At 38.7% G+C, this 24,053-nt stretch carries 21 protein-coding genes and 4 tRNA genes; 8 read left to right on the plus strand and 17 right to left on the minus strand.

What is annotated here, in order from left to right:
* Nucleotides 1–19 precede the first annotated feature (19 nt).
* The 3 genes from AC1M85_RS12540 to AC1M85_RS12550 all read right to left on the minus strand — a co-directional run bounded on the left by AC1M85_RS12540 (nt 20) and on the right by AC1M85_RS12550 (nt 2,896).
* Entirely contained in the window at nt 20–874 is an 855-nt protein-coding gene (locus tag AC1M85_RS12540; RefSeq protein WP_481954795.1) for a MetQ/NlpA family ABC transporter substrate-binding protein, read from the minus strand.
* Nucleotides 871–1,920: an isopenicillin N synthase family dioxygenase gene (locus AC1M85_RS12545; RefSeq protein ID WP_481586802.1), complete on the minus strand. Its 1,050-nt coding sequence runs from the start codon at nt 1,918–1,920 to the stop codon at nt 871–873. The genes AC1M85_RS12540 and AC1M85_RS12545 overlap by 4 nt, the downstream gene beginning before the upstream one ends.
* Nucleotides 1,921–2,035: 115 nt before the next feature.
* On the minus strand, nt 2,036–2,896 hold the full coding sequence (locus tag AC1M85_RS12550) for an aliphatic sulfonate ABC transporter substrate-binding protein (protein ID WP_488213178.1): 861 nt from the start codon (nt 2,894–2,896) through the stop codon (nt 2,036–2,038).
* Nucleotides 2,897–3,287: 391 nt separating this feature from the next.
* Between AC1M85_RS12550 and AC1M85_RS12555 the strand changes: the two genes are divergently transcribed.
* A complete protein-coding gene (locus AC1M85_RS12555) occupies nt 3,288–3,662 on the plus strand; it encodes a hypothetical protein (RefSeq protein ID WP_035265212.1) in 375 nt (124 codons plus the stop codon).
* Nucleotides 3,663–3,713: 51 nt separating this feature from the next.
* Here the strand turns inward: AC1M85_RS12555 and wrbA are convergent, their stop codons facing one another.
* The gene (wrbA, locus tag AC1M85_RS12560; protein ID WP_035265209.1) at nt 3,714–4,310 is read right to left on the minus strand and encodes an NAD(P)H:quinone oxidoreductase; all 597 of its coding nucleotides are present in this window, start codon (nt 4,308–4,310) and stop codon (nt 3,714–3,716) included.
* Between the two features lie 114 nt (nt 4,311–4,424).
* On the opposite strand from wrbA, the gene AC1M85_RS12565 reads away from it, so the two are divergent.
* The gene (locus AC1M85_RS12565) at nt 4,425–5,669 is read left to right on the plus strand and encodes a YihY family inner membrane protein (protein WP_481597835.1); all 1,245 of its coding nucleotides are present in this window, start codon (nt 4,425–4,427) and stop codon (nt 5,667–5,669) included.
* A gap of 37 nt (nt 5,670–5,706) precedes the next feature.
* On the opposite strand, the gene yddG is transcribed toward AC1M85_RS12565, so the two are convergent.
* Both yddG and AC1M85_RS12575 read right to left on the minus strand, forming a co-directional pair.
* The gene (gene yddG, locus AC1M85_RS12570) at nt 5,707–6,594 is read right to left on the minus strand and encodes an aromatic amino acid DMT transporter YddG (protein ID WP_488213179.1); all 888 of its coding nucleotides are present in this window, start codon (nt 6,592–6,594) and stop codon (nt 5,707–5,709) included.
* Nucleotides 6,591–7,532 carry a DMT family transporter gene (locus tag AC1M85_RS12575; RefSeq protein WP_488213180.1) on the minus strand — a complete coding sequence of 314 codons (942 nt, stop codon included), beginning with the start codon at nt 7,530–7,532 and terminating at the stop codon, nt 6,591–6,593. The genes yddG and AC1M85_RS12575 overlap by 4 nt, the downstream gene beginning before the upstream one ends.
* 102 nt (nt 7,533–7,634) lie before the next feature.
* On the opposite strand from AC1M85_RS12575, the gene AC1M85_RS12580 reads away from it, so the two are divergent.
* Nucleotides 7,635–8,438: an AraC family transcriptional regulator gene (locus tag AC1M85_RS12580; protein WP_488213181.1), complete on the plus strand. Its 804-nt coding sequence runs from the start codon at nt 7,635–7,637 to the stop codon at nt 8,436–8,438.
* A gap of 51 nt (nt 8,439–8,489) precedes the next feature.
* On the opposite strand, the gene AC1M85_RS12585 is transcribed toward AC1M85_RS12580, so the two are convergent.
* Together AC1M85_RS12585 and AC1M85_RS12590 are read right to left on the minus strand one after the other, a co-directional pair.
* Nucleotides 8,490–9,128: a fumarylacetoacetate hydrolase family protein gene (locus AC1M85_RS12585; RefSeq protein ID WP_481592033.1), complete on the minus strand. Its 639-nt coding sequence runs from the start codon at nt 9,126–9,128 to the stop codon at nt 8,490–8,492.
* A 45-nt stretch (nt 9,129–9,173) separates the two neighbouring features.
* Nucleotides 9,174–9,677, minus strand: a complete 504-nt coding sequence (locus AC1M85_RS12590; RefSeq protein WP_035265193.1) for a YcxB family protein — start codon at nt 9,675–9,677, stop codon at nt 9,174–9,176.
* Nucleotides 9,678–9,848: 171 nt separating this feature from the next.
* On the opposite strand from AC1M85_RS12590, the gene AC1M85_RS12595 reads away from it, so the two are divergent.
* On the plus strand, nt 9,849–11,156 hold the full coding sequence (locus tag AC1M85_RS12595) for an SRPBCC family protein (protein ID WP_488213182.1): 1,308 nt from the start codon (nt 9,849–9,851) through the stop codon (nt 11,154–11,156).
* A gap of 72 nt (nt 11,157–11,228) precedes the next feature.
* Here the strand turns inward: AC1M85_RS12595 and AC1M85_RS12600 are convergent.
* The 4 genes from AC1M85_RS12600 to AC1M85_RS12615 form a co-directional block, all read right to left on the minus strand.
* Nucleotides 11,229–11,305: transfer RNA gene (locus tag AC1M85_RS12600), tRNA-Arg, on the minus strand.
* A gap of 360 nt (nt 11,306–11,665) precedes the next feature.
* Nucleotides 11,666–11,742: transfer RNA gene (locus tag AC1M85_RS12605), tRNA-Arg, on the minus strand.
* Between the two features lie 43 nt (nt 11,743–11,785).
* Nucleotides 11,786–11,862, minus strand: a tRNA-Arg gene (locus AC1M85_RS12610).
* 16 nt (nt 11,863–11,878) lie between these two features.
* Nucleotides 11,879–11,969, minus strand: a tRNA-Ser gene (locus AC1M85_RS12615).
* A 262-nt stretch (nt 11,970–12,231) separates the two neighbouring features.
* On the opposite strand from AC1M85_RS12615, the gene rnr reads away from it, so the two are divergent.
* The 3 genes from rnr (at nt 12,232) to AC1M85_RS12630 (ending at nt 17,131) form a co-directional block, all read left to right on the plus strand.
* Nucleotides 12,232–14,670: a ribonuclease R gene (gene rnr, locus AC1M85_RS12620; protein WP_488213880.1), complete on the plus strand. Its 2,439-nt coding sequence runs from the start codon at nt 12,232–12,234 to the stop codon at nt 14,668–14,670.
* Nucleotides 14,671–14,841: 171 nt separating this feature from the next.
* Nucleotides 14,842–16,881, plus strand: coding sequence for a M3 family metallopeptidase (locus AC1M85_RS12625; protein ID WP_488213183.1), 2,040 nt, complete (start codon nt 14,842–14,844; stop codon nt 16,879–16,881).
* Between the two features lie 40 nt (nt 16,882–16,921).
* A complete protein-coding gene (locus AC1M85_RS12630; RefSeq protein ID WP_171076743.1) occupies nt 16,922–17,131 on the plus strand; it encodes a YheV family putative zinc ribbon protein in 210 nt (69 codons plus the stop codon).
* 92 nt (nt 17,132–17,223) lie between these two features.
* Here AC1M85_RS12630 and AC1M85_RS12635 read toward each other — a convergent pair whose 3' ends face one another.
* The 5 genes from AC1M85_RS12635 to AC1M85_RS12655 all read right to left on the minus strand — a co-directional run bounded on the left by AC1M85_RS12635 (nt 17,224) and on the right by AC1M85_RS12655 (nt 22,673).
* Nucleotides 17,224–19,443, minus strand: a complete 2,220-nt coding sequence (locus AC1M85_RS12635; protein ID WP_488213184.1) for a TRAP transporter large permease subunit — start codon at nt 19,441–19,443, stop codon at nt 17,224–17,226.
* 339 nt (nt 19,444–19,782) lie between these two features.
* Nucleotides 19,783–20,370, minus strand: coding sequence for a rhombosortase (rrtA, locus tag AC1M85_RS12640; RefSeq protein WP_488213185.1), 588 nt, complete (start codon nt 20,368–20,370; stop codon nt 19,783–19,785).
* 85 nt (nt 20,371–20,455) lie between these two features.
* On the minus strand, nt 20,456–21,499 hold the full coding sequence (locus tag AC1M85_RS12645) for a hypothetical protein (RefSeq protein WP_488213186.1): 1,044 nt from the start codon (nt 21,497–21,499) through the stop codon (nt 20,456–20,458).
* Nucleotides 21,500–22,036: 537 nt separating this feature from the next.
* Entirely contained in the window at nt 22,037–22,351 is a 315-nt protein-coding gene (locus AC1M85_RS12650) for a hypothetical protein (RefSeq protein WP_488213187.1), read from the minus strand.
* Nucleotides 22,352–22,412: 61 nt separating this feature from the next.
* Complete coding sequence (locus tag AC1M85_RS12655) at nt 22,413–22,673, minus strand: FAD assembly factor SdhE (RefSeq protein ID WP_035265169.1); 261 nt, start codon at nt 22,671–22,673, stop codon at nt 22,413–22,415.
* A 179-nt stretch (nt 22,674–22,852) separates the two neighbouring features.
* On the opposite strand from AC1M85_RS12655, the gene AC1M85_RS12660 reads away from it, so the two are divergent.
* Nucleotides 22,853–24,025 (plus strand): acyl-CoA dehydrogenase family protein, encoded by a 1,173-nt coding sequence (locus tag AC1M85_RS12660; RefSeq protein WP_035265167.1) that lies wholly within the window; start codon nt 22,853–22,855, stop codon nt 24,023–24,025.
* Nucleotides 24,026–24,053: the final 28 nt, after the last annotated feature.

The raw sequence follows: 24,053 nt of genomic DNA on the forward strand, positions 1-24,053 counted from the left end.
AGCGCCTAACGGCGCTTTTTTATTTTAATGTGGCAGGATCAAGTTGAATACCCAATTTTGTACCACCAAAATGCTTTTGAATATAATCTTCAACGTAAGGCTGATGGTAAAGATTTGAAAGTTTTTGAAATTGTGGATCATTCAATCGATCTTTACGCACTGCAAGTATATTGACATTTTCTAAAGCTTTATCAGTAACCTCTTCTTTAAATATCGCATTTGTTATTACATTTAGTCCACTTTCTAGAGCAATAGTATTTCCAATTGCGGCTAAATCCACCTCAGACAATACACGTGGTAGTTGTGCACCTTTGACCAATTTAAATTGAAGTGATTTCGGATTTGACTGGATACTTTCAAGAGTTCCAGAAATCGTATTAAAATCTGGCTTAAGTTGAATCAACTGAGCACGTTCTAATAGTCTTAATGCACGTGCTGTATTCGCCACATCATTTGGAATTGCAATTAAGGCCCGATCAGGCAAAGCAGTTAGTGACTTGTAGTTTTGAGAATATAAACCCATAGGCTCTAAATAAGTGGTCGCCAAGACAGCAAGCTTATGATGATTCAAGTCATTAAATTCTTTGAAATACGCCCAAGATTGAAATGCATTTACATCAATTTCACCATCGAGCAAAGCTTGATTCAAAGCCACACCGTCATTAATTTCTTTCACCTCAATGTCAACATTTGCTGCTTTCGCCTGATCAGAATCCGCGATATGTCTCCAAATATCAACATCCGATCCATGTGATCCAATCACGATTGTTTGTTGTGTTTGCTTTGTTTTTTGAGGTTCAGGTTGAGCACTACATGCACTGATAATGAGAATTGCAAAAATAATAAATAAAAATTGGGCGTATTTTGACTTCATGATTTACTAGATATTGTTGTTGATTGTTTGAGTTGTTTAAATTGCGCTGGATAATATTTTTCAGTAACGTCTAAATGAGATCTAAGTCGACCTTTGATACAGTTTTCTCCCACATTTCTCAGTAAAGGATTCAGTGGATCTGTCTCTGGTCCTTGTGCAAGTGCTTTTAAATCATTTGCAAGATTTAAAAGCGGAATTTCACCAGCAAATAAATTTGGAGAAAGAAAATAAGCAACCGAGTACCGTTCTGCATTGGTTGGAGATATGACTCGATGTTGATTCGCAATCAAATATCCATTTGTGGCAAGCTCTAAAACCTCACCGATATTGACGACAAATGCGTGTTCAACAAATGGTACTTCAATCCATTTGCCTTGACTTAAGACCTGAAGTCCTCCGATCTGGTCTTGTAAAAGTAAAGTTAAAATATTGGAGTCTTTATGAGGGCCTACACCCTGATGATTCATTTGATCAATTGGGGGATAATGAATCAGCTTGAGTAGTTCATGTGGACTGCCTGTAATCAATTGATCAAGTGCTGTGTCCTGCTGCCCCAATGAAAGCAACAAGGCTTTTAATAATTTAATTGCAACTTGTCTGAGATCTCGTTGCCATGCGGTGACTACGCGTTGAAACTCAGGCCAATTCGAAGGCCACTGATTTGGTCCCTGTAAACGTCTCCATGTCGGTCCAGTTTCAGGTTCTAATGCAGCCAGCTCAAAACCAATGTCTATTTGTTCTCTAAAATCAGGTTGCAGACGTGTAACTTCGGCATTTACTCGACTATACCCTCGAAAATGCGGGGAATGAATCATAGCGATTTCATCTTTTTGTTCTTGTGGCAGCGAAAAAAACTGTCGAGTAATACGCTGAATCTCCAAAATTTTTTCAGCTGAAATGCCATGACCTGTCAAATAAAAAAAACCAATATCCTTGGCGATATGTGCAAGTCGTTGCAGAAAATCTGCTTGCGTTGATGATTGATCAAATTGACTTAAATTTAGAATAGGAAGTGCTGTTAAGCTTTGTTGTAATGGTTGATTCATGATGCACTCATCTTTCTAATACTTCATTGTATTAATGACTGAAAGATGAATGCTTTTGAAATCATTTAAATTGGATACTTATGCGTCTATAAAAATATGATTCGCGTTCAATCACTTACTCTTGCCCAGTCCACACATGATCTTTTAAAGACACCGCATTCGGAATGAGTTTGAGTCGATAAAACAAATCTGCAATTTTTTGTTGCGCCGTGACTGTATCTGTATCGACCAGTTTGGCATAAGCAGGAATATTTCTTTTTTCTAAAACCAGTTTGGTAATATTTTCGTCCAAGCTTGTACTTTGCGCCAAAATTTTTGCGGCTTGATCTGGGTGTTGATTGATCCAATCATCTACTTGATTTAATGTTTGCACAAATCTTTGGGCTTCAACCGCATGTTGTTTTAAAAATTTTGGAGAAGACAAATAGAAGCTATACGCTAATGGCAAAGCTTTTGAATCAATAAGAACACGTGTATCACCTTTAAGCGAAGCAGCACTTGCATAAGGATCCCAAATCGCCCAAGCATCGAGTGATTTTTTATCAATAGCAGCTCGGGCATCTGCAGGCGTTAACCAGACGGGTTGAATATCAGACCAGCTCAATTGAGCTTGATCTAATATTTGTGAGAGAAAGTAATGCGCACTTGAACCTTGTGTAACACCAATGCGCTTACCTTTTAGATCCTTTAAGCTTTGAATCGTACTGTCTTTGGGTAAGAGCAAGCTATGTGAGTTTTTAGATCCATTTTCATAAGCTAAATATTGAATTGGTTTACCTGCAGAAAGTGCGAAAATTACAGGTGTATCCCCTGTATACCCCACATCAATAGCACCGACATTTAATGCTTCTAGTGTTTGAGGACCTGCCGGGAATTCTTTCCATTGAATTTTCACACCAGGGAATGCCTGCTCAAAAGTTTTATTTTGTTTTGCAACGATGAATTTAAGCGCCGCTTTTTGATAGCCAATATTCAAGGTTGTTAACTTTTCTTTTGATTAATCTTGCCCCTTAAGCTCAGTAGGCTTTTCTTTTGAGCATGCAATAAGGCTAAAACTCAATGTCACAATGGTGCTTAGTACAAATAATTTTTTCATTGTCTTGGTAATTTTTTTGATTGGAATAAAAAAATAAGCCAAACTTCGAAAAAAATTAAATCACTATTTGCGCTTAGTTATTCAGTTCAAGATCTAAGCCATCCTGCTCATAAAATATGGTTTTATCCTTAAAAATTAAATTAATCTATTTTCAAATCAATTTTTTATTTTATCTGCCATTACAGTTTTTCTACATTCGGCCATGTTGCAACTTTAAGCGCAATGCTAGAATCTTTTAAATAAATGGATGTATAGATTAGAGCAATCCTAAATGACTGAAAACTTAGAAATACACTGCCCAAAATGCGGTTCAACTGATATTGAAAAACGCAACCATGAACAATTACTGCAAAAAACAGGTGGTGTTCTTCTTTCCGCAGCGGGTACAACTGCGGGTACTGTGGGTGGTGCTGCATCAGGTGCTTCTATTGGTGCTTCCATTGGTGCTGTTGCGGGGCCTTTAGGTGTAATCATGGGTGGCACAATTGGCACTTTTGTTGGTGCAATCAGTGTGGGTGTGACTGGTGGCTTTTTAGGTCATCGTTTTGGAAAAAAAGCGGGAGAAATCGTCGATAAGAATGTTTTCCTCGATTACCAATGCAAAAAGTGCAAACACCGGTTTGAACAAAAACATATTTCAAAATAAAAGTGAGCGAGAAGCTCACTTTTTTTATGCCTGATAAAATAATCTTTAACATTATTTCTTTAACATTTGCAACGCCACTTCACCTAATCGTTTCCCTTGCTCGATACACAGTGATTTTTCATCTTGGCTTAGAGATTGATCGTGTCTAGGACCACTGACATGTGTAGCACCATAGGGTGTCCCACCTGATTTTGTATTCGATAAAGCTGGGTTGGCATTGGTTAAACCCAAAATCAACATTCCATGATGAAACAAAGGTGGCAACATAGTCAGTAATGTACTTTCCTGCCCGCCGTGCATAGAGCCCGATGAACCAAATACACAAGCAGGTTTATTATGCAATGCACCATTGAGCCATAAACTCGTTGTTTGATCCCAAAAATATTTCATTTCTGATGCCATATTGCCAAATCGAGTTGGTGATCCTAATGCAAGTCCCGAACAATGTTGAAGATCATCCAAAGTCGCATAAATATCGCCCTCCTCTGGAATACTTGGTGCTGCTTCAGTCACCACTGTTGCCAACTGTGGAACTGTTCTAATTTTCGCAAGCATTCCAGTAGATTCAATTCCTTGAGCAATTAAATGTGCCATTTCCTTGGTTGAACCATATTTGCTGTAATACAAAACTAGAACATATGCTTGCATAAAAAGATCATCCAATGAAAAAAGAAAACTATACGGTATTTTTTTTAAAATTTGGTTAAGCTGTGCAACGAACGTACAGAATTTTAACTAAAAAATACTCGAGACTCATTATTTATGGCGGAAATCTTAAAAAAGTTACCTTTCTACAATAAAACATGGTTTCAGTTTATTTTGTTTGTACTACGACGCTTTGAAGCTAACAATTGTCGTGAGCAAGCAGGCTCTTTAACTTACACCACACTTTTCGCTGTCGTGCCGATGTTGACCGTATTCTTGGTTATCATTTCATCGATTAAAGCATTAGAACCTGCTCGGCAACAATTACAACAATTGATCTACAGTAATTTTCTGCCTAAAACCAGTATCGCGTTTGATAAAGCATTGAATGCATTTACTGACAATTCGAGCAACTTAACCATTATTGGTGTGCTGTTTTTATTCTTTACCACAGTAATGATGCTCACTAGCATTGAGACAGCATTCAATCGTATTTGGCGTGTGACAGAAACGCGTAATGGCATTATTGGTTTTATGCGCTATTGGACCATCATTTCACTGGGACCAATCCTGCTGGGTTCGGCTTTTGTGATTTCATCGACTTTAGCGTCTATGAACATCCTAAGCAATAATTTTGCAGGTTATGAATTGAATGGCACTTTTATTTTATGGGTCATCTCATTTGCACTCACCGCATTTGGTTTTTTTGCCTTGTATTGGACGATTCCAAACCGCTCTGTTCCAATAAAAGCAGCCATGATTGCTGCGATTTTTAGTGCTGTTACCTTCGAGTTACTGAAAAATTTATTCGGCTTCGTGATGACTAACTTTACCAGTTATCAGTTGGTTTACGGTGCTTTTGCAGCAGTTCCAATTTTCCTGTTGTGGATTTATCTCTCTTGGAACATCGTACTGCTTGGTGTTGAGATAAGTTATGCCCTCACAGCATTTCATACAGGTAAGACCGAAACGCGCCATCCAATTCTCATGCTTCTAGATATGCTTGAGTTATTCTATAAAAAACAAAAACAAGGTAAAACCGTAACCGATCTGGAGGCACTTGATATTTTAGGACGCGGTGAAATTGGCCGCTGGCCTAAATATGTTAATCTATTAGAACAGCAGAATATTATTAAACGTACAGATAATAATGAATATGTTTTGGTTAGAAATTTAGATCATCTTGATTTTTGGTCATTTTATAAATCATTGCCTTATACGCTGCCTGATAAAAATGATATCGGAAAAATTCATGAAGATGATGTATGGATGAACCGTATTGGTCCTGCACTGATTGAAGCTGATGATTATCTGGCTGCAAAGCTCTCCGTACCGCTATCGACCATACTTGAAGAAAAATAAACTCTTGCAATAAGAAAAGACCTCTATAGGTCTTTTCTTATTTCGTAGACGGATTATATGGACGTGTAGATTGCCAACAAATAAGTGCGCCTAAGGTCACTAAGACACAACCGATCCAAAAGCTCATTAGAGGTTGCACATCTAGAATCAGCATCGACATCAGACTTGAAAAAATGGGCATAAAATACGTTGCCAAAATTAAAATTTTGAGATGTCCATATTGCATGCTTTGGTTCCAATTGCTGTAAGCCAAGCCAATTAAGCTGCCAATGACTACAACCATCAGCCATGTCATCAAATTCAGCTCAACAAACGGTTCTCGCATCACAAAATGTACAGCCCACAACCCAACTGCAGTCATTAGAAAAAGAAATGGAACAGCATTATGACCTTCTGCATATTTCTTGGTAAATATACTGTACAAAGGCCATAGTACGGCGCCGATGAAAGCAAATGAGTACGCCAGTGGATTTTCAAGCACAGCCACAAATATCCGTTTCGGCTCGAGAATATCAGGATTAACAACCATCATTAACCCAAGAATGGCACATGCAAAGCCAGCAATCACCCAAATATTCGCGCTCAATTGCCGTGCAAGAATCGAAAATACAATCAGCAAAGGAGGCCAAAGATAATTAATCATTGCAATGATTAATACCTGTTCTCGATGCGTTGAAAGTGCAATCGAAATTAAAAACAGGATCTCATAGCCAACAAAAAGAGCACCACAGCCCCATAAGTATTTTTTAGGCATGAGTGAAAGCTTGGGAAAACCATTTTTCCATAACATGAACAATGCACTAAAACTATAGATCAGTGCCACCGCCTGTACCGGGCTTAATGATTCAGTTACAAGTTTCACCACCGCAACCAACGAGGCCCAAATTAAAATCGAGCTTAATCCCAGCCATGTATACTGATTCAATGGAATGCTCCAATTCTTGCGCTGATTCGATCAAAATAAATTCTCAAATAGCGGTGCAAAGATACAATCATAATCCCTGCAAGAACCATACTAGAACCGACCAAGAAACTCGTTTCGATCTCCTCATCTAACAGCCATACACCAAACAACATGCCGAACATGGGGGTCAAAAACGAAAACACACCTAAGCCATTTGCTAAATAAGTTCGTAACAACCAAAACCATAGCAGCAAACTTAAAAAAGACATGACAACAGCATGAAATGTTAAGCTCAGAAACGTCAGTTGTGACCAGCGTACATCTGCTTGTCCAGTCCAAAAAGCTAAGGGTAATAAAAAAATAAAGCCCCCAAGCAATTGATAAAATAATGTTTGAGTGGGCGGCGCCTCAGAAAGCGTTGAAAATTTTAAAGAAATCGTAGTCAATGCCCACATCATCCCTGCCATTAGAGCAAGAAAATCTCCCCATAAAATATGGTTGAGTTGACTTTGAGCTTGATCACGCACTAAAAAAGTATAAGCGATGCCAAAAAATGCGAACCAAATACCAAACCACTGCAAGTGATTCAATTTTTCAGCTTTGACTTTCCAATGTAAGCCTAAAGCCACAAAAATAGGCGCGGTATAGAGCAGAACAACAGTGTGCGCAGCACTGGTGTACCTGAGTGCCTCAGCAACCAAATAAAATTCTGCAGAAAATAAAAAGGCTAACCAAATTCCAGGAACAACATAACGGTAATTGAACAGTTGTTGCACTCGTTGTCGATACAATAATGGAACGACAAGCAAGGTTGCCAAACCACAGCGCAATGCGATTTGCATCAGAGGACTAATATCAGTAGCTGCAAGTTTCAAGACAATTTGCTGTAAACCCCAGACTAAACACAATACGATCATTAAGCTTGACGCCTGAAGGTCAAGACCTCTTCGCTCACCCATGAGTGGCACTCTTCACACAAACAAGTCGTCACTATACTGCTGACTGAATTAGAATATATAATTCAAAACAGACAACAAATACATTTATTCAGGCAATTTAATATGCCAAAACGCCATCCACATGAATCATTCGTTCAGTTAGATAATTATGATCATATCCAAGAGAATCTTTGGCTAACATTCCGTAATGATCCAGCCCATTCGGAATATCCTAAACACGGTCATGCATGGGGCGAATTTATCTATGCATTTGATGGTGTAATGGAAGTTCATATTGATCAAAATCAATATTTAACACCTCCGCCCTACGGAATTTGGCTACCGCCGCATCTGCATCACAGCAGTATTAATCTCACAGCTGTTTCTCATGCCACCTTATACGTGCATGAAAGCCTGTGTGATGCACTGCCCAAACAATCAGGTATTTTACTAAGCTCCCCCTTAGTGACGGCGCTACTCAATGAACTCAGAAAAACTTATTTCAAACATGATCAACCCGAATATCAACGACTTTTAATGGTTTTACTGGATCAATTAAAAAGCTCACCCCTGCTCAAAAGCTACTTGCCCCATTCTGATCATCCTGCATTACAAACGATATTTACCTACATCCATGAGCATCTCAGTGATCAGCGTCCACTGAGAGATTATGCTCAAATGGTGAATATGAGTGAGCGCACTTTATCTCGCCTATGTGAAGCTGAAATTTCGATGTCGCTCAATGAATGGCGTCAACGCTTTAAAATTACACGAGCATTAAGCTTATTGTCTGAAAATAAAACCGTTGAACATATTGCTCTAGATTTGGGCTATGCCAACGCCTCAGCCTTTATCAATATGTTTAAACGCTGGATGCACATCACGCCCCAACAGTTTCGTAAAAACATCAACTCAGACAATCTCTAGCCATAAAAAAAGGATGAACCATCATCCTTTTTAATTGAGCTTGATGCATCATTAATGCACTTGCGTAGTCCACACAAAATCTTGTTTTAAGCCAGTCAAAGTCATTTTGAGCTGATCACCCGATTCTAATGGTCCCACACCTGCAGGCGTACCCGTCATGACAACATCACCAGACATTAAGCTAAAGTTTTGACTGATTTCTGCCAAAAGCGCTCCTAATTTAAAAATCAGTAACCCCGTATCACCATGTTGCCTAAGTTGATCATTAATTTCGAGCTTAAACTGGACTTGATCTAATGCTGGGACCTGATCAAGCGAAATCCAATCTGCCAAAATACAAGATCCATCAAATGCTTTCGCACGTTCCCAAGGTTGTCCTTTCTTTTTAAGCTGATCTTGTTGATCTCTTAAAGTCAAATCCAAACCAAGGGTGACTGCACCTACTGCTGCTAATGCCTCTTGAGGATCCTTAACGTTTTTGAGCGGTCGATCTATTCGTAATGAAAGTTCACATTCATGATGACACTGTCCCAATGCACGATTCCAATCAATCCCTTCTGCTAAGGACACCAAGCTACTCGGCGGCTTGATAAATAAGACAGGTTGATCAGGAATCGCATTACCTAATTCTTGAGCATGCGCAGCATAACTGCGACCGACACATACAATTTTTGATGGAACTGCACTCATGAAAATCTCTCTTATTTATAGTTTGAGTAATGAACTCATCAAAACTTAACGTTTTTGGAATGTATTTTCAAACAGTGTTCTGTCTACATCAGACTCAAATGCACGTTTTGGAATAATGACAACTGTATGATTTTTGAGTTCAAGCATATAGGTCAATTTACCCACTACAAATTTTTGTACTTCACTGTAGGCAAATGCTTGTTTAGGACGACCACTTGAAAAAAGCTCGGCAGAGTTTTGAAACAAATCGATACCTTGTTCAGTCTTACCAAATTGATATTTTTCAAACTGACGCTTGAACATCATAGGTAAGAACCAATAACGCATAACGATTTGTAAAAAGATAAAGAACGTGCCTAAAGCCACGTAATAGCGTCCTACACCCTCTAATCCAAGATAAAGCCCCCAAATCACGATCGCAATACTGACAAGTGGCGTTAAAAAACGCGTAAATTGTTTTTTGCCAAAAGTAGCTAATGCAAAACCATCCTGAGACTCTTGTAAATTTAAGAAGTAACGGACAGATAAAACTGGTTGAGTATCAGACATAGGGGATTCAACAATCGATTTTCTTAAGCAAAGATATTACACCACTTTACCTGAAATCGAATTGTCGTTTTAATGAATACTGTTGATTACATCATCGCACTATTGATGAAAGCATCACACGATTTACAATGACACAAAATAAAAAGTCTAAATTCATAGTTCAGGATGAAAATGAAATACTTTAACTATCGAGCATTGTGCTTAAGCCTTATTTTTGTACCTAGCTTGTCGTACAGTGCGATTATTGAATGGAAAGAAAATATACCCAGTGCGTTAAAACCATTTCAAAATAATAGTACCGAACTCGCCAGCATCGCAAAAGATCAGATTCTCATCTATGCGCACACAAATACCCAAACATCTATTCCGACACGCAAAAAACAACCCAATCCAAATGTGAAGTTCACATCATCTGCCATCGTATTGCCTGTTAATGAAGAAAAGGTCGCCAAAACGCTTTCACAGTTTGAAAATTTTGTTGGTTTATTCCCGACATTGAAGTCAGCTAAAATATTAAATCAAGAAAAAAATATCACTCAGGTTCAATATAAAATTTCCATTCCAACACCAATACCTGTGCTCAACTTTAATGAGACCATAGTGTTTCAGCATCATATTGAAGGTAATACTATTTCGAGTTTGATTGTGGATGCACCCGTTCCTTATGGTCTAGGCAAATTTGAATGGTTCAAATTGGATCAAAATCATACTCTTCTGACCCTAACGCAATGGGGAGATTTGAACCAACCTAAAGGTTTTCTATTTAGCAAAGTTCTGAATGCAGTGCCTGAAGCAAAAATGGGAATTCCAAGTGGTACACATGCATTTTTACTTGAATCAATTCGAAAAAAATTAACAGCACCTTCTTCGAGTACGCTCAAACCAGGTCAATTTCCATCCGACCAATTAACGACAAATCAATTGGCCAAAATCGCACAAATCAGTCGTATCACCGAACACCCTGTAAGTTTTGTCCATACACCGACAACCGTGCCTTATCAACACGGTGCAGAATCAATGCGTTTTGTGACGACGTATCAGTATTATTCCCAACCAGTGCAACAATTACAAAAATGGACACAGCCTGTACATTATAAAAAGTTGTTTCCCCGCCAACTCAAATCTATTGATATCGAAACCCTAAAAGACCAAACACAATTGGCAGATTTTAAAGTTGAACTCGGGTTAGGAGTTATTCAAATTCCATTCCGATTTAAACTAAATTTTAGCTTTCCTCAGTCGAATCAGAATAGTTTTTATGCTCAAGGCGGTGATCTGAAATACATTAAAGGAAAAATGCAATTTGATAAGTTTCAACAAGGTACTTTATTGAAAATGACGAATGCTGGAAAAATAGATGAAAAAGCACCGTTCCTGATTCGTGCAGCACGGAGCTTGCCTTATCATGATGTGCTCCCTACAGTTGGGGCGAATGTCGTCTTTGCATTGAAAGTCAAAAACGAAGAGCAGAAGAAATAAGATAAAAAAAGACACAAAAAAACCGCAATTAAGCGGTTTCTTCTCTTTTTTACATCTTAGAGATGATCAAGTTGGTGCGCTCAGAGAGATTCGAACTCCCGACCCCTTAGTTCGTAGCCAAGTGCTCTATCCAGCTGAGCTATGAGCGCGACGTCTTGATGGAGTGCATTATATATGAATATTATTATTTGTTAAGTACTTTTTAATAAAATTTAAATCAAGCGAACAGTATTTATACGTAAATGTAAATTATGGCTAGATAATCAACAATTTAAGAGATGGTCAACAGGATCAATCCAAATTCCAAACAATCCTGAGTTGGATTGATGATGTTTTTATAAGAGCTAATATCTATTAATTAAAAATAATATGTGTAGAAATTTTAAAATTTATTTCTTTCTTAAGTAGCTAATAAAATATGATGATTTATAGCATCACTTCATTCTAGACACAAAAAAACCGCAATTAAGCGGTTTCTTCTCTTTTTTACATCTTAGAGATGATCAAGTTGGTGCGCTCAGAGAGATTCGAACTCCCGACCCCTTAGTTCGTAGCCAAGTGCTCTATCCAGCTGAGCTATGAGCGCGTACTTGAGTGTCTTACGATTTCGTTACATCGATTAACTTGATTGGTGCGCTCAGAGAGATTCGAACTCCCGACCCCTTAGTTCGTAGCCAAGTGCTCTATCCAGCTGAGCTATGAGCGCATTTCAAGTTTATCGTTGGCGGTGAGAGAGGGATTCGAACCCTCGATACCAGTAATAGGTATGCTTCCTTAGCAGGGAAGTGATTTCAGCCACTCATCCACCTCACCGTAACGAGACGCCATAATACAAACTTCGTCCCTACTCTTCAAGTGAGAATTTAAAAAATTCTATGTTTTTTGTTCAATCATATATTTTTTAAACAATTTTCAGGTTTTTTACCTTTAATCTGCATTAATTTCACTTTAATACTGTCTATTCTGCATCTCTTTTATAATTTATGAACTAAAAACACTTTATTGCAATCATTTACGTGCAGTATTTCTCATCATGTCTTATGCTAAACTTATCTTCTGATATGAAGCCAAAGACATTATGAAAAATTGGGTCGACCCTGAAGCCAAAGCGGAAGCTGAACGTTACGATAATCCTATTCCAAGCCGTATTCTTATTCTAGAAACGATTGAGAATAAGAAAAAAGCATTGTCTCATGCAGACCTTGTGGAACACTTCGAAATTGCGGATCAAAAAAGTATTGAAGCACTTAGTCACCGTTTAAGTGCGATGGTTCGTGATGGTCAATTGACCAAAGAAGGTTATAAGTTCCAGCTTATGGCAGATCAACCTGTTCATGATGCGACTATCTATATCAATAGCAAAGGTTTAGGGGTTGCGAGTATAGATGGTAAGAAAGAAGAATATTTGTTACCTGAGCGTGAATTACGTCAAGTCTTCCATGGTGACCGAGTTAAAGTTCAACAGACCTCTGTTGACCGTAAAGGTAAACCATGGGGTTTCATTACTGAAATTACCCAACGACGCGTCAAACAAATCATTGGGAAACTCGCAGAATATGAAGGTGAATACTTCATTCAACCAGCAAATCCAAATGCGCATCAACCGATTACCTTAGAAAAAGAACTCATTGCGCATGCGAAAGCTAAAGTTGGTGATTCTCTTCGAGTTGAAATTGATGATTTTCCAAATCGTGATGAGTTTGCTACAGGTCATATTATTCAATCTATGGCCGACAAATCTGATACTGAAATTATTATTCCTCAAACCATTTTAGAATATGGTTTACCTTACGAATTTCCAGAAGCAGTAGTTCAAGAAGCTGAAAGTTTTAAAGAACCGACAGCACGAGATCGTCAAGGACGCATTGATTTAAGAGATTTACCCTTAGTCACAATTGACGGTGAAGATGCACGTGACTTCGACGATGCTGTCTATGCAGAAAAACGTCCTGGTGGCGGCTATCGTGTCGTGGTCGCGATTGCAGATGTCAGTCATTATGTTCGTATTGGTAAACCTTTAGATGATGAAGCACAAGAACGCGGTACGTCTGTGTACTTCCCTCACTTTGTCTTGCCGATGTTGCCTGAAGCACTTTCAAATGGCTTATGCTCACTCAATCCAAATGTCGATCGTCTATGTATGGTCTGTGATTTGAATTTAAGTCGCGCAGGTAAAGTCACAAAATTTGAATTCTATCCGTCGGTGATGCACTCTAAAGCACGACTCACCTATGACCAAGTTGCAAAATATTTTGAAGGTGATAGTCAAGCTGTACCTGAAGATCGTACAGTGCGTAAATCACTGAATACATTATTCCAACTTTACCAAGTATTAAAAGGTTTACGTGCAGAACGCCATGCAATGGAATTTGAAACCGTTGAAACGTACATGACCTTTGATGAACTTGGTGGAATTAAAGAAATTTTACCAAGATCACGTAACGATGCTCATAAACTCATTGAAGAATGTATGTTATTAGCCAATGTCGCTGCTGCTGAATTTGCTTTAAAACACGAAATTCCAATGTTGTATCGTGTGCATGAGCCACCTGAATTCTCACGCATTCAAAAAGTTCGCGACTTTGTTAAGTTATTAGGTTTGAAATTCCCTGATCAACCTACGCAAGCGGACTACCAAGCGGTCATTGAAGCCACTAAAGACCGTATTGATGCGCCAAGTATTCATGCTGTGCTTCTTCGCTCCATGATGCAAGCTTATTATGGGCCAAATAACGCTGGTCACTATGGTTTGGCGTATGAGGCATACACTCATTTCACCTCTCCAATTCGTCGTTATCCAGATTTATTATTACATCGTGCTATCAAAGCACACCTGAAAAATAAATCTGCACCAGTCTCAGGTGGCGCACTAGAAGAAGCCGGTAATCATTTCTCAGCAACAGAACGTCGAGCTGATGAAGCTTCTCGCTCAGTGACCACTTGGTTAAAATGCCATTATATGCAACAGCATCTTGGTGAAGAGTTTGTTGGCGTCATTAGTGCTACGGCTGAGTTTGGTCTATTTGTCACTTTAAAAGATTTATATGTCGATGGTATGGTCCATGTAAGCCAGCTTGGCGATGACTTCTTTGTCTTCGATCAAGCGAGTCAAAGTTTAGTTGGGCAAAATCGTGGTCAGACCTTCGGTTTGGGTGATGAAGTACGCATCAAGGTTGCAGGTGTCAATTTAGAAGAACGTAAGATTGATTTTGAATTGATTCAACAACTCAGCCATGCAGGTCGCGCTATTCGTAGTCGAGCACCGCGTGTCGTAAAGGAAAAACCGGTCACCAAGCAAGAAGCGTTAAATCGCATGTTGAATGAGCCTGTCGAACTCCTAAAAGATAAAGATGAAAGCGGTGAGCGCCCTGTTCGTAAGAAAAAGTCCAAGGCAAAACCAAGCTCTTATACTAAAAAATCAGACAAAAAATCTGATGGAAAAGTAAAAGATAAAGCGAAAAAGAAAGCTAAAGTGAAAAAGAAAAAGTCGAATGCGAAAGCTAAATTAGACTAAATCTTTAAAGAGCGCTACGGCGCTCTTTTTTTTAAGCTTTATTTTTTAATCTATAATCAAGTGCACCGATTCTTTGTTTAGCACTTAAGTAAATAATTGAATGTATCACTTGATTTAAAGTCCATAAACCCCTACATCTAAATGAAGTAAATGAATCAATTAGGTCCTTGAATGACTTTAGAAAAGGCAACTTTGCCTGTACCCGATTTTTCTCAAATTACGCTTGATCAGCTTAAATCACAGATTGAACAAGCGATTCAAAATGGTCAACACTTTATAAACCAACTCGAGAAAGTCCCAGACACGGTACAATTACAATTAAATGTGCTCGATCAAATCGATGAATTAGAAAACCAAATGAGCGAATCTTGGGGTATTTTGTCTCACTTAAATGCTGTGATGAACAATCCTGAAACCCGCGAGATTTATCAGTCTCTTTTACCTAGCTTAAGTGAATACTACACACAATTAGGGCAACATACTGCGCTCTATCAAACCTACCAACATGTGCATGATGCACCTATTTTTTCGGATTTACCAGAAGCTCAACAGAGTGCGATTAAACTTGCTCTTAGAGACTTTAAACTTTCAGGCGTTGCACTAGAAGGTGATGCCAAAAAACGCTACGCAGAAATATCAGCTCGTCTATCGCAGCTTTCTTCAGATTTTTCCAACCACGTTCTTGATGCCACACAATCATATTTCAAACCATTAACTGAAGATGAACTTGCTGGTTTACCTGCGAGCAGTATCGAACTGCTAAAACAATACGGTCAACAACGCGAACTCGATCAAGCCGTGGCGACATTGGATTTCCCTTCTTATCTTGCGATCATGACTTACGCAGATAATCGAGAGCTTCGCGAAGCCTTATATAAAGCTTATACGACGCGTGCGTCGGATCAGTCAGATCACCCTGAATATGACAATACTGCGGTGATGGAAGAAATTCTCAAATTGCGCCAAGAAATGGCTCAACTTTTAGGTTTTGATCATTATGCAGCATATTCACTGGCAAGTAAGATGGCTCCAAGTGTTGAAGCTGTAGATCAATTCCTGATTGAGTTGGCAGAACATGCTCGTAAACCTGCCCTACAAGAAATTGAGGCATTAAAAGCAATTGCTCAATCTCATGGTGTAGATGAACTACAACCTTGGGACACGACGTATTTCTCGGAAAAACTCAAAGTTCAACAGTTTAATCTGTCTCAGGAAGCACTTAAGCCATACTTCCCTACCCCTGTCGTCGTTCAAGGTTTATTTAAAATTGTGGAGCGTTTATATGGTATTCAAGTCATTGAACGTGAAGCACCTGTATGGCATCCAGATGCACGATATTATGAGCTTGAAGATCAAGGCAGTGTCATAGGTGGATTCTATTTTGACTTGTACGCTAGAAGTGGGAAACGTGGTGGAGCATGGATGAGCGGATTCCGCTCACGTATGCAAACCAACAATGGCATGCAGAAACCGATTTGTTACATGGTCGGTAATTTTACACCACCGATTGGTCAACAACCTGCGCTTTTGACACATGATGAAGTCGTTACTCTTTTCCATGAGTTTGGACATGGTCTGCATCATATGCTCACAGAAGTAGATCATATCTCTGTAGCAGGCACACATGGTGTCGCTTGGGATGCCGTCGAGCTGCCAAGTCAGTTTATGGAATTCTGGACTTGGGATAATGAAAGCTTGGCTTTAATCAGCCAACACATTGAAACCAAAACACCGTTACCTGAAGAACTCCTTAAGTCTCTTTTGGATGCGAGATTTTTCCAATCAGGCATGCAAACCCTTCGACAGCTTGAGTTTGCCATGTTTGATTTGAATATACATAAACAATCTCCTGCTTTAGATGCAACAGGTATTCAACACACTCTAAACGAAATTCGTGAACAATATGCTGTTCTCCCTACAGCACCATACAACCGATTCCAAAATAGTTTTAGCCATATTTTCGCAGGGGGGTATGCCGCAGGCTACTACTCTTACAAATGGGCTGAAGTTTTAGCAAGTGATGCATTCGATCGCTTTGAACAAGAAGGCATCTTCAACCAAGAGACTGGACTTGCTTTCCGCAAGGCAGTGCTCGCTGTTGGCGGTAAAGATACAGCGCTTGATGCCTTTGTTAAATTTAGAGGTCGTGAGCCTAAAATTGATGCATTATTACGCCATCAAGGTTGGACGAATGACACTAAAACTGCTTAAACTACGCTACTAATTTTTGAAGGTGAGAGTCATTATGTCGATCAAACGTCGTTTCATTGCAGGTGCAAAATGTCCGAAATGTGAAGCTATGGATCGTATTGTCATGCTCACTTCAGGTGATTCAGAATGGATCGAATGTATTGAATGCAACTATTCTGAAAATCGTCCGACACATATTGACGAACCTCAAATGCCTGAGGTTGCAGACGAAATTGGTGTTATTCAATTTAAGCCGCGCCCAAGAAATTAAGATGCTTAAAGTCAATAAAGCCAGCTCTATAGAGCTGGCTTTATTGTAAATTCATTAAAAAATAAGCACCCGAAGGTGCTTATTTTATTTAATTATTGATACCAACCAAATAACTTAAAGATATAAGGTACATAGGCGATAATTAACATAGCTGGAATCATCACAATCAGAGGAAGAATCCAACGTTCGTATTTGTAGTAGAACGTTTTATCTTTCACTTCTGCATCGGCAGCAGCCACCTCTTCATCACCAATCGACTGCCTTGCGAGCAAGTGATTGAGTGCAACTGGAGGTGATACATAACCCAATTCGAAACCAATTAAAGCAATCATCCAGAAGTGAACAGGATCTATACCATAAGCGTAGGCGACAGGAGCAACTGTTGCTGAAATTAAGATGACAGCACCAAACGGATCCATAATCATACCGACAAATACCATGAGACATACGATCAAGGTAATCACGATATAGATATTTTCAATATCCGTTGGGAAGTGTTCCATCAACTCGATACGCTCTAAGTATCCACCAACGCTGACAGACAATGCCATTAAGATCACAAGCGCCCCGATATGTCCGACTGTTTCACTTGCAGATACATGAATTGACTTCCAGAAACTCACTTTACGCGCAGGATTGTCTGGACTATCTTGCGCTGCAATTTCAGATGCTGACACTCGCGCCTTAGCTGCTTCTTGTTCAACCGAAGTATGGCTTAATGTCGTATCCCAATGTCCTACTGGTGCGAGTGGTGCTGGTTCATGACGTAATTTTTCATAAAGCACCATGACAAGTAAGATGATTGGCATCATGACTGGTGCAGTGAACTCATTCAAATTGGTATTTAATGCATACTTGTAGAATGACCACACGATCAGGAACACGATCACATAAGGAACTACTGCCACTAATGCCTTAGCGGAATTCGGGAATGCAACTGATGGCGCTGCAATACGGAATTTTTGCTCAGCAAAGAACAGTGAAATTAATAGGAACAGTGTCGAAGTGATGAGGAAAACACCGATACCATATTGGTATAATAAATCAGTTGTTACTTCTTTGTTCAGTGATGCAACAACAACAATCAATAGACATGGACGGAGTACCACACCAAGCGAACCCGACATCGCTGCTGTAGCCAAAGCGAATTGACGGCGTCCGCCCGCATTCCAAACTTCTTTATAAATGATCGCACCTGCAGCGATTACAAAAATACCTGATGCACCTGTATAAGCTGTAGGTAATGCAGCAGCAAGTAAGATTAACCAGGTAAGCGTTTCAGGCGCTAGATTCCATGGACGTAAAATATTTAGGAATTTATCAACAATCAAGGTCTGCTTTAACAGCATACCTGCCCAAATGAACAGTGATAAATTAAGGAAAATAGTAGAGAACTCAACCAGCTGCCCTAAATAAATCCCTTGACCCATTGGATAGTCCATCACAAAGGTAAAGTTAAATCCTGTTGTGATCGCCATATAGGCATAAAGTGGGACTGACAATAATGCCATGCCAATCGTACCACCTGGCTTCGCATTTTCTGGTACACGGAACAATTGGTACAAACTAATTAATGTCAGTGTACTGAACAAGATTATCCATAACCAATAGATGATTGTCATCTCACTGGTTGGCGGAACACCAGAGTTCAATACAGATCTATACTGACTGATCGCTGAACTGGTTAAGAAACAGTTCGCAAGTATCATTGCGACAGCATAAACCCTATAATCTAAAACAGAACTTGGACCGCGTAGACCAATGTGGTGGATTTTAAGTGTTGCAGTGATCGCTGCAAGTACCACCATGATAATCAATAGAACTGCCTTATTTTCCGTACCAAATTGGAAAATACCAAAGAAAGTTGTTTCCATGGTTCGGTAAGTTCGTATTGAAGGATTATCTTCTAAATACTGAATTGACTTATCATAGAAGGCATATTTTTCTTCACATAACTGTTGACCAGCCAATACAGAGGCACGAACATCTTCTTCAGACGTTGTACCAAAGATATCTGCAAATTCATCTTTTGCATTAGCTTGCATTTGGTTTTGAACCAAAAGGTCAATATTTGGATTTCGATCACAGACTGGCTTTTCAGGTTCGGCACGCAAGAATGAATACTGCATACCAATTTTTTCGTCACCGTATAGACTTTCACCTATACGTAACATCTGCCCGTGAATCATTTCTCCTGTCCCGATGATGAGCGTCAGTAACAGTAGAAGCAAAATCGTAAACGCAGATATCCACTCAGTCCATATATAACTAAGTAGACCTAACCCAGATCTCTTTTTAGAAGGCTCTTGCATTGTTATTCCATTATTTAATACTGCTATACATTGCCTGTACAGCTCATCTTTTCTAATTCGGGCTTAGGCAAAATCCTTTACCTAATTTCCTTACCACTTTTATCACATGAATCTGACTGATTTTTTTTAAAAAAAGAATGACTGACTTTTCCATTTTTTTTAAATTTATGCCAATTTTCATCAATTCACCCCTTAAGAGCGAGATGAAAACCAACTAAATCAGTAGGCTATACCATACTGTATTTCTTTTTTTAAACAAATATGACCTTAAAAAAATAAATGCAAAAGATTTGAATCTGATCACACATTAAAATAAGTGATAATTAAGCATCAGAGGAATTAAGAGATGTGTGTGTCCTTCACGGAGATATGCTGATAAATTAAAAAGAGCATGCTGAGTAATGCCCCCCATATTGCACCTGTTAAATGTGCTTCAACCAATACTGGGCTACCAATCATTTGCGCAGTATCGAGAGAACCAAAGATATTTTCCCACAAAATTTTGCCCGTGATTAAAGCTAATACAAGTAGCGAGAATTTACGTTCTTTTTCAAATTTAAAAAAATAAACTGCCAAAGCCATATACATACCATGTAGTACCCCTGATAGACCTGCATAAGCTTCAACGTGAGGATAAACATAAAAAAAACTTAAACTAATTAATGGCGAGAGTGCGATCAACAAGTACAACATGTACCTAATTTTGACATATGGGAAGATGAATGGCAGACAGGCTAAACCCACCATATTTAATGCATAGTGTATCCATCCCACATGTACATAGTGAGCTGTCCATACTCGCCAAATTTCTTCATCCAATACAGGACGCCAATAGAAAAAATACTCCTGAAAAATCTGCAAACTAGCAGCAATACTGATACAGCATGCAATAAACAGTATTTTTCGAATCAGGATAGTATCTTTCATCTTTCGTATTCCTAAAAGAAAAAGAGCTTAAAGCTCTTTTTCTTGAATAACTCCATTTTTAATTTTGAACAAAATTAAAAAAATCTTATTCGCCTAATGTGTTCTCGAAAAGATCATCGGCTTCATTGGTCGCTTGATCATCCCAGAAGCTCGACATTCCATCTACTTCAGTTCGGACACCTGTATTCTCCGTCCAATAACGGTCTGAGATCGCTTGTATCATTTGTCCTGCCATATTATCCAATAACTTAAACTCTGGATTTACAGGAACTTCTTCAGCACGTGAAGCGGCATAAGAACGTAATGCATCACGTATTTTTGCATCGTCACCACTGGCTTGTGCTGCAACAGCATACAAGGCATGCGATAAGCGTACTCCTTTTTGCTCACCAATTTGCATAGATTGTTTAAGCGTTTGGTATGGATCTGGTTTGCCTGCATCAGCTCCAGGTAATAATGTCCAAATCACTGCTCGAGTAGCATTCGGTACGCCCCAGAACTTGTTGTTATCAAGGCAGACCATGCCACGTTCAACAATTGCTGCGATATCTTTAGGAACATGCACTTGACCACCAGAAGCAATATCATTGGTCATCGCTTGTAAGCCACTTAACATCCCTAACAGATATACTGTTTGGTCAAGATTACGACGCATAGTTGGACATGAGTCACCTAAATTATATTTATATTTAGACTGCCAACGCTCCGCAAACAATTGATAACCCGTATATTGACGTTCGGCAGCAACAGCAGCCCAGCGCTTTTGTTCAATACGCGCATCTTGCGCTTCTGTCACTTGACCTGCTTTTGATGCTCTTAGATATCTCAATTCTGCATCTAGCGCACGATTTTCTGCACACATCCCTGAAGCTGAATATAAAAGAACTGCCATACGGGTCGGATCAGCACCCATATCTTTAGTCGCCATAATCACAGGAGTCAAAGCTGTACCCTGATTACACACCATATCCACATCACCCATTGAGAGCACCGGCGGTAAGATGTGTTTTTCACTAAAGGCAAGTGATGCATTCGCACCAGTTTTGATTACGTATGAACATCCAGATAAAGTTGTAGCTGCTACAACCGCAATTGCCGTGAAAAGACCTTGAGTCTTTAATTTAGACATACTTCCTGTCCTCAATTTTATAATTTTGTCATCCTTGCGATTTAAAATATCAGATGCAATCGCTGAATAAAAGTGCAGCAATGCACTTCATTAACAATTAGTCTGTCATTGATCTGAATTGAAATAATTGACTTATTTTTTGAATTGTTAAGATTTTGGGCAAAAAAAAGTAGCATTGCGACGGTTCGGCACATGCTACTTATTAAACGGTAAACTCAAGAGAGTTTATTTTGTTCGTTGTTGTGGTGTTCAATTCGTTCCTTCAGCACAGTTCCTAGTCTTCCAATTATAATTGCCATAACAGCAGCAACCACTAGAAACAACCACATATGAATTTCGCTCATTTTGAAATTCCTCATTAGCTGTTGGTATATTTAATGTACTTTAGAAATTTAGATTTCATCGCATTTTTGTCTAACAATTTGATTTTCTTTAATTTTCGTCAAACAATTCATTTTTTGTTCATACTATATGTTTTTAAATAATTGTTTTTTATCATGTTTTAAATTTTAAAATGAAGCTCTTTTTGTCTAACAATTAGCCAAAATTTGCATGAGTAATCAAGCTTTTCCATTGTTTTTCATCTATTTGATCTCTCCAAATCACCAAAGAATCGAATTTATTTTCGTTAAAACTGAGTACTACGAAGTAATGAAAATGAAAAACTCGAGTCAGTTTTGCTTGGTATATTTTTGGATTTGAAGTCATTTGAATCGACCATAAATCTTTGTCTAGTTTTTGTAATTCACTTAATTGTGGTTTTTTTCTAAAACTCCACCAGATAATCAGTATAAATATAATACTGCTTAAAGCATAAATGAGCTCAATACTGATTAATAAAGTAATACTCATGATGAACATAAAGAAAGCGTGAAACACAGCTGAATAAAGGCTGTGTTTCAGTGAATAACGCTCATGGATTATGGACATAATCTTTTAATTTTTGAATAAATTGGCGCAATTCAGGTCGAGGTGGTTCAGAAACCTCCATAAACCAATCCAATAAATCAGGATCTTCTTGCTCAACCAATTCAGCAAACATTGCTTTCTCTTCAGGTTCAGCTTGCAAATAGTATTGCTTTACATAAGGATCAAAATACACGTCAATTTCTTTTAACCCACGACGTGCGCGATAGATAACTTTACGCTCTTCAAGCGTTAATTCATCGTACATTTTTATCCCCTAATCTGTGTTCATTCCATTTTAACTGAAGCCATGAGCTTTGTGTTTTAAAAATATCAATTGACCAAATTCATCAGCAATTCTTGTGTTTTGAGCATTCAACACATTGCACCAATGTTCAGGCTCTCTTATGTTGTGGCTATTCTAATAACACTTATGGAAATATAAATATGCAATCAGGCGCAATTCGACCAATTCCTAATATGTTGCCTCGAAAATTATTCAATGCAGAACATGAAGCCTTTCGTGATACTGTCCGAAAATTCTATGAAAAAGAAGTCGTTCCAAATATTGCCAAATACGAAGAACAACAACATGTAGATCGTGACTTATGGAATAAAGCAGGTGAAATGGGTCTATTGTGCACCACAATGCCTGAAGAATATGGTGGATATGGTGTAGATCGACTCTACAGTATGATCCTCATTGAAGAACAAGCTTATGCAATGGATTCATCAACTGGTTTTTCATTGCATTCGGATATTGTTGCAAACTACCTGAATAATTTTGCCAACGAAGAGCAGAAGAAAAAATGGCTCCCTAAAATGGCTTCTGGCGAAGTTGTCACTGCCATTGCGATGACTGAGCCTGGTACAGGTTCGGACTTACAAGCTGTACGAACTTCTGCAGTTTTAGATGGCGATGAATATGTCATCAATGGTTCTAAAATTTTTATTACCAATGGTTATCTATGTGACATGGCGATTGTTGTGTGCAAAACAGGTAATAGTGATAAAGGTTCAGCTAACTTATCGCTTATTATTGTCGAGGCTGATCGAGCAGGATTCACCAAAGGTAAACCACTCAATAAAATTGGTATGAAAGGACAAGATACTTGCGAATTGTTCTTTGATAATGTTCGTGTACCAAAGGAAAATTTGATTGGTATGGAAGGCATGGGCTTCATCATGCTTATGAAAGAACTCGCTTGGGAACGTATGCTTGTAGCGATTATCTGCCAAGCTGGTGCAGAAGCTGCCTTTGCACACACAGTACAATATACAAAAGATCGTAAAGCATTTGGCAAGCCAATTGGCGCATTTCAAAATACACGTTTTAAGCTAGCAGAACTTCGAACTGAAATAGACTTTTGTCGTTCTTATTTAGATCGTTGTATGGAATTACAGCTTGAGGGTACGTTAGGTGTAGATGCGGCTGCAGCTGCAAAATATAAAATTTCTGATATGTTCTCTAAAGTCGTCGATGAATGCTTGCAGTTACACGGTGGCTATGGCTTCATGCTTGAATACCCTATTGCACGCGCATATATCGACAACCGTGCAAATCGTATTTATGCAGGTACCAATGAAATCATGAAAGAACTCATATCACGTTCTTTGTAGATAGAAAAAGGAAGCTTTCGCTTCCTTT

This window comes from Acinetobacter sp. 24-47-64 (assembly GCF_057737055.1).

Coding starts and splice junctions, on each gene's coding strand:
- rrtA (WP_488213185.1), bottom strand. CDS start 20,370: ATGAAAGATACTATCCTGATTCGAAAAATACTGTTTATTGCATGCTGT.
- AC1M85_RS12590 (WP_035265193.1), bottom strand. CDS start 9,677: ATGTCTGATACTCAACCAGTTTTATCTGTCCGTTACTTCTTAAATTTA.
- AC1M85_RS12565 (WP_481597835.1), top strand. CDS start 4,425: ATGGCGGAAATCTTAAAAAAGTTACCTTTCTACAATAAAACATGGTTT.
- AC1M85_RS12595 (WP_488213182.1), top strand. CDS start 9,849: ATGAAATACTTTAACTATCGAGCATTGTGCTTAAGCCTTATTTTTGTA.
- AC1M85_RS12575 (WP_488213180.1), bottom strand. CDS start 7,532: ATGGGTGAGCGAAGAGGTCTTGACCTTCAGGCGTCAAGCTTAATGATC.
- AC1M85_RS12655 (WP_035265169.1), bottom strand. CDS start 22,673: ATGTACGATGAATTAACGCTTGAAGAGCGTAAAGTTATCTATCGCGCA.
- AC1M85_RS12585 (WP_481592033.1), bottom strand. CDS start 9,128: ATGAGTGCAGTTCCATCAAAAATTGTATGTGTCGGTCGCAGTTATGCT.
- AC1M85_RS12625 (WP_488213183.1), top strand. CDS start 14,842: ATGACTTTAGAAAAGGCAACTTTGCCTGTACCCGATTTTTCTCAAATT.
- AC1M85_RS12645 (WP_488213186.1), bottom strand. CDS start 21,499: ATGTCTAAATTAAAGACTCAAGGTCTTTTCACGGCAATTGCGGTTGTA.
- wrbA (WP_035265209.1), bottom strand. CDS start 4,310: ATGCAAGCATATGTTCTAGTTTTGTATTACAGCAAATATGGTTCAACC.
- AC1M85_RS12635 (WP_488213184.1), bottom strand. CDS start 19,443: ATGCAAGAGCCTTCTAAAAAGAGATCTGGGTTAGGTCTACTTAGTTAT.
- AC1M85_RS12660 (WP_035265167.1), top strand. CDS start 22,853: ATGCAATCAGGCGCAATTCGACCAATTCCTAATATGTTGCCTCGAAAA.
- AC1M85_RS12545 (WP_481586802.1), bottom strand. CDS start 1,920: ATGAATCAACCATTACAACAAAGCTTAACAGCACTTCCTATTCTAAAT.
- AC1M85_RS12540 (WP_481954795.1), bottom strand. CDS start 874: ATGAAGTCAAAATACGCCCAATTTTTATTTATTATTTTTGCAATTCTC.
- AC1M85_RS12650 (WP_488213187.1), bottom strand. CDS start 22,351: ATGAGTATTACTTTATTAATCAGTATTGAGCTCATTTATGCTTTAAGC.
- AC1M85_RS12555 (WP_035265212.1), top strand. CDS start 3,288: ATGACTGAAAACTTAGAAATACACTGCCCAAAATGCGGTTCAACTGAT.
- AC1M85_RS12580 (WP_488213181.1), top strand. CDS start 7,635: ATGCCAAAACGCCATCCACATGAATCATTCGTTCAGTTAGATAATTAT.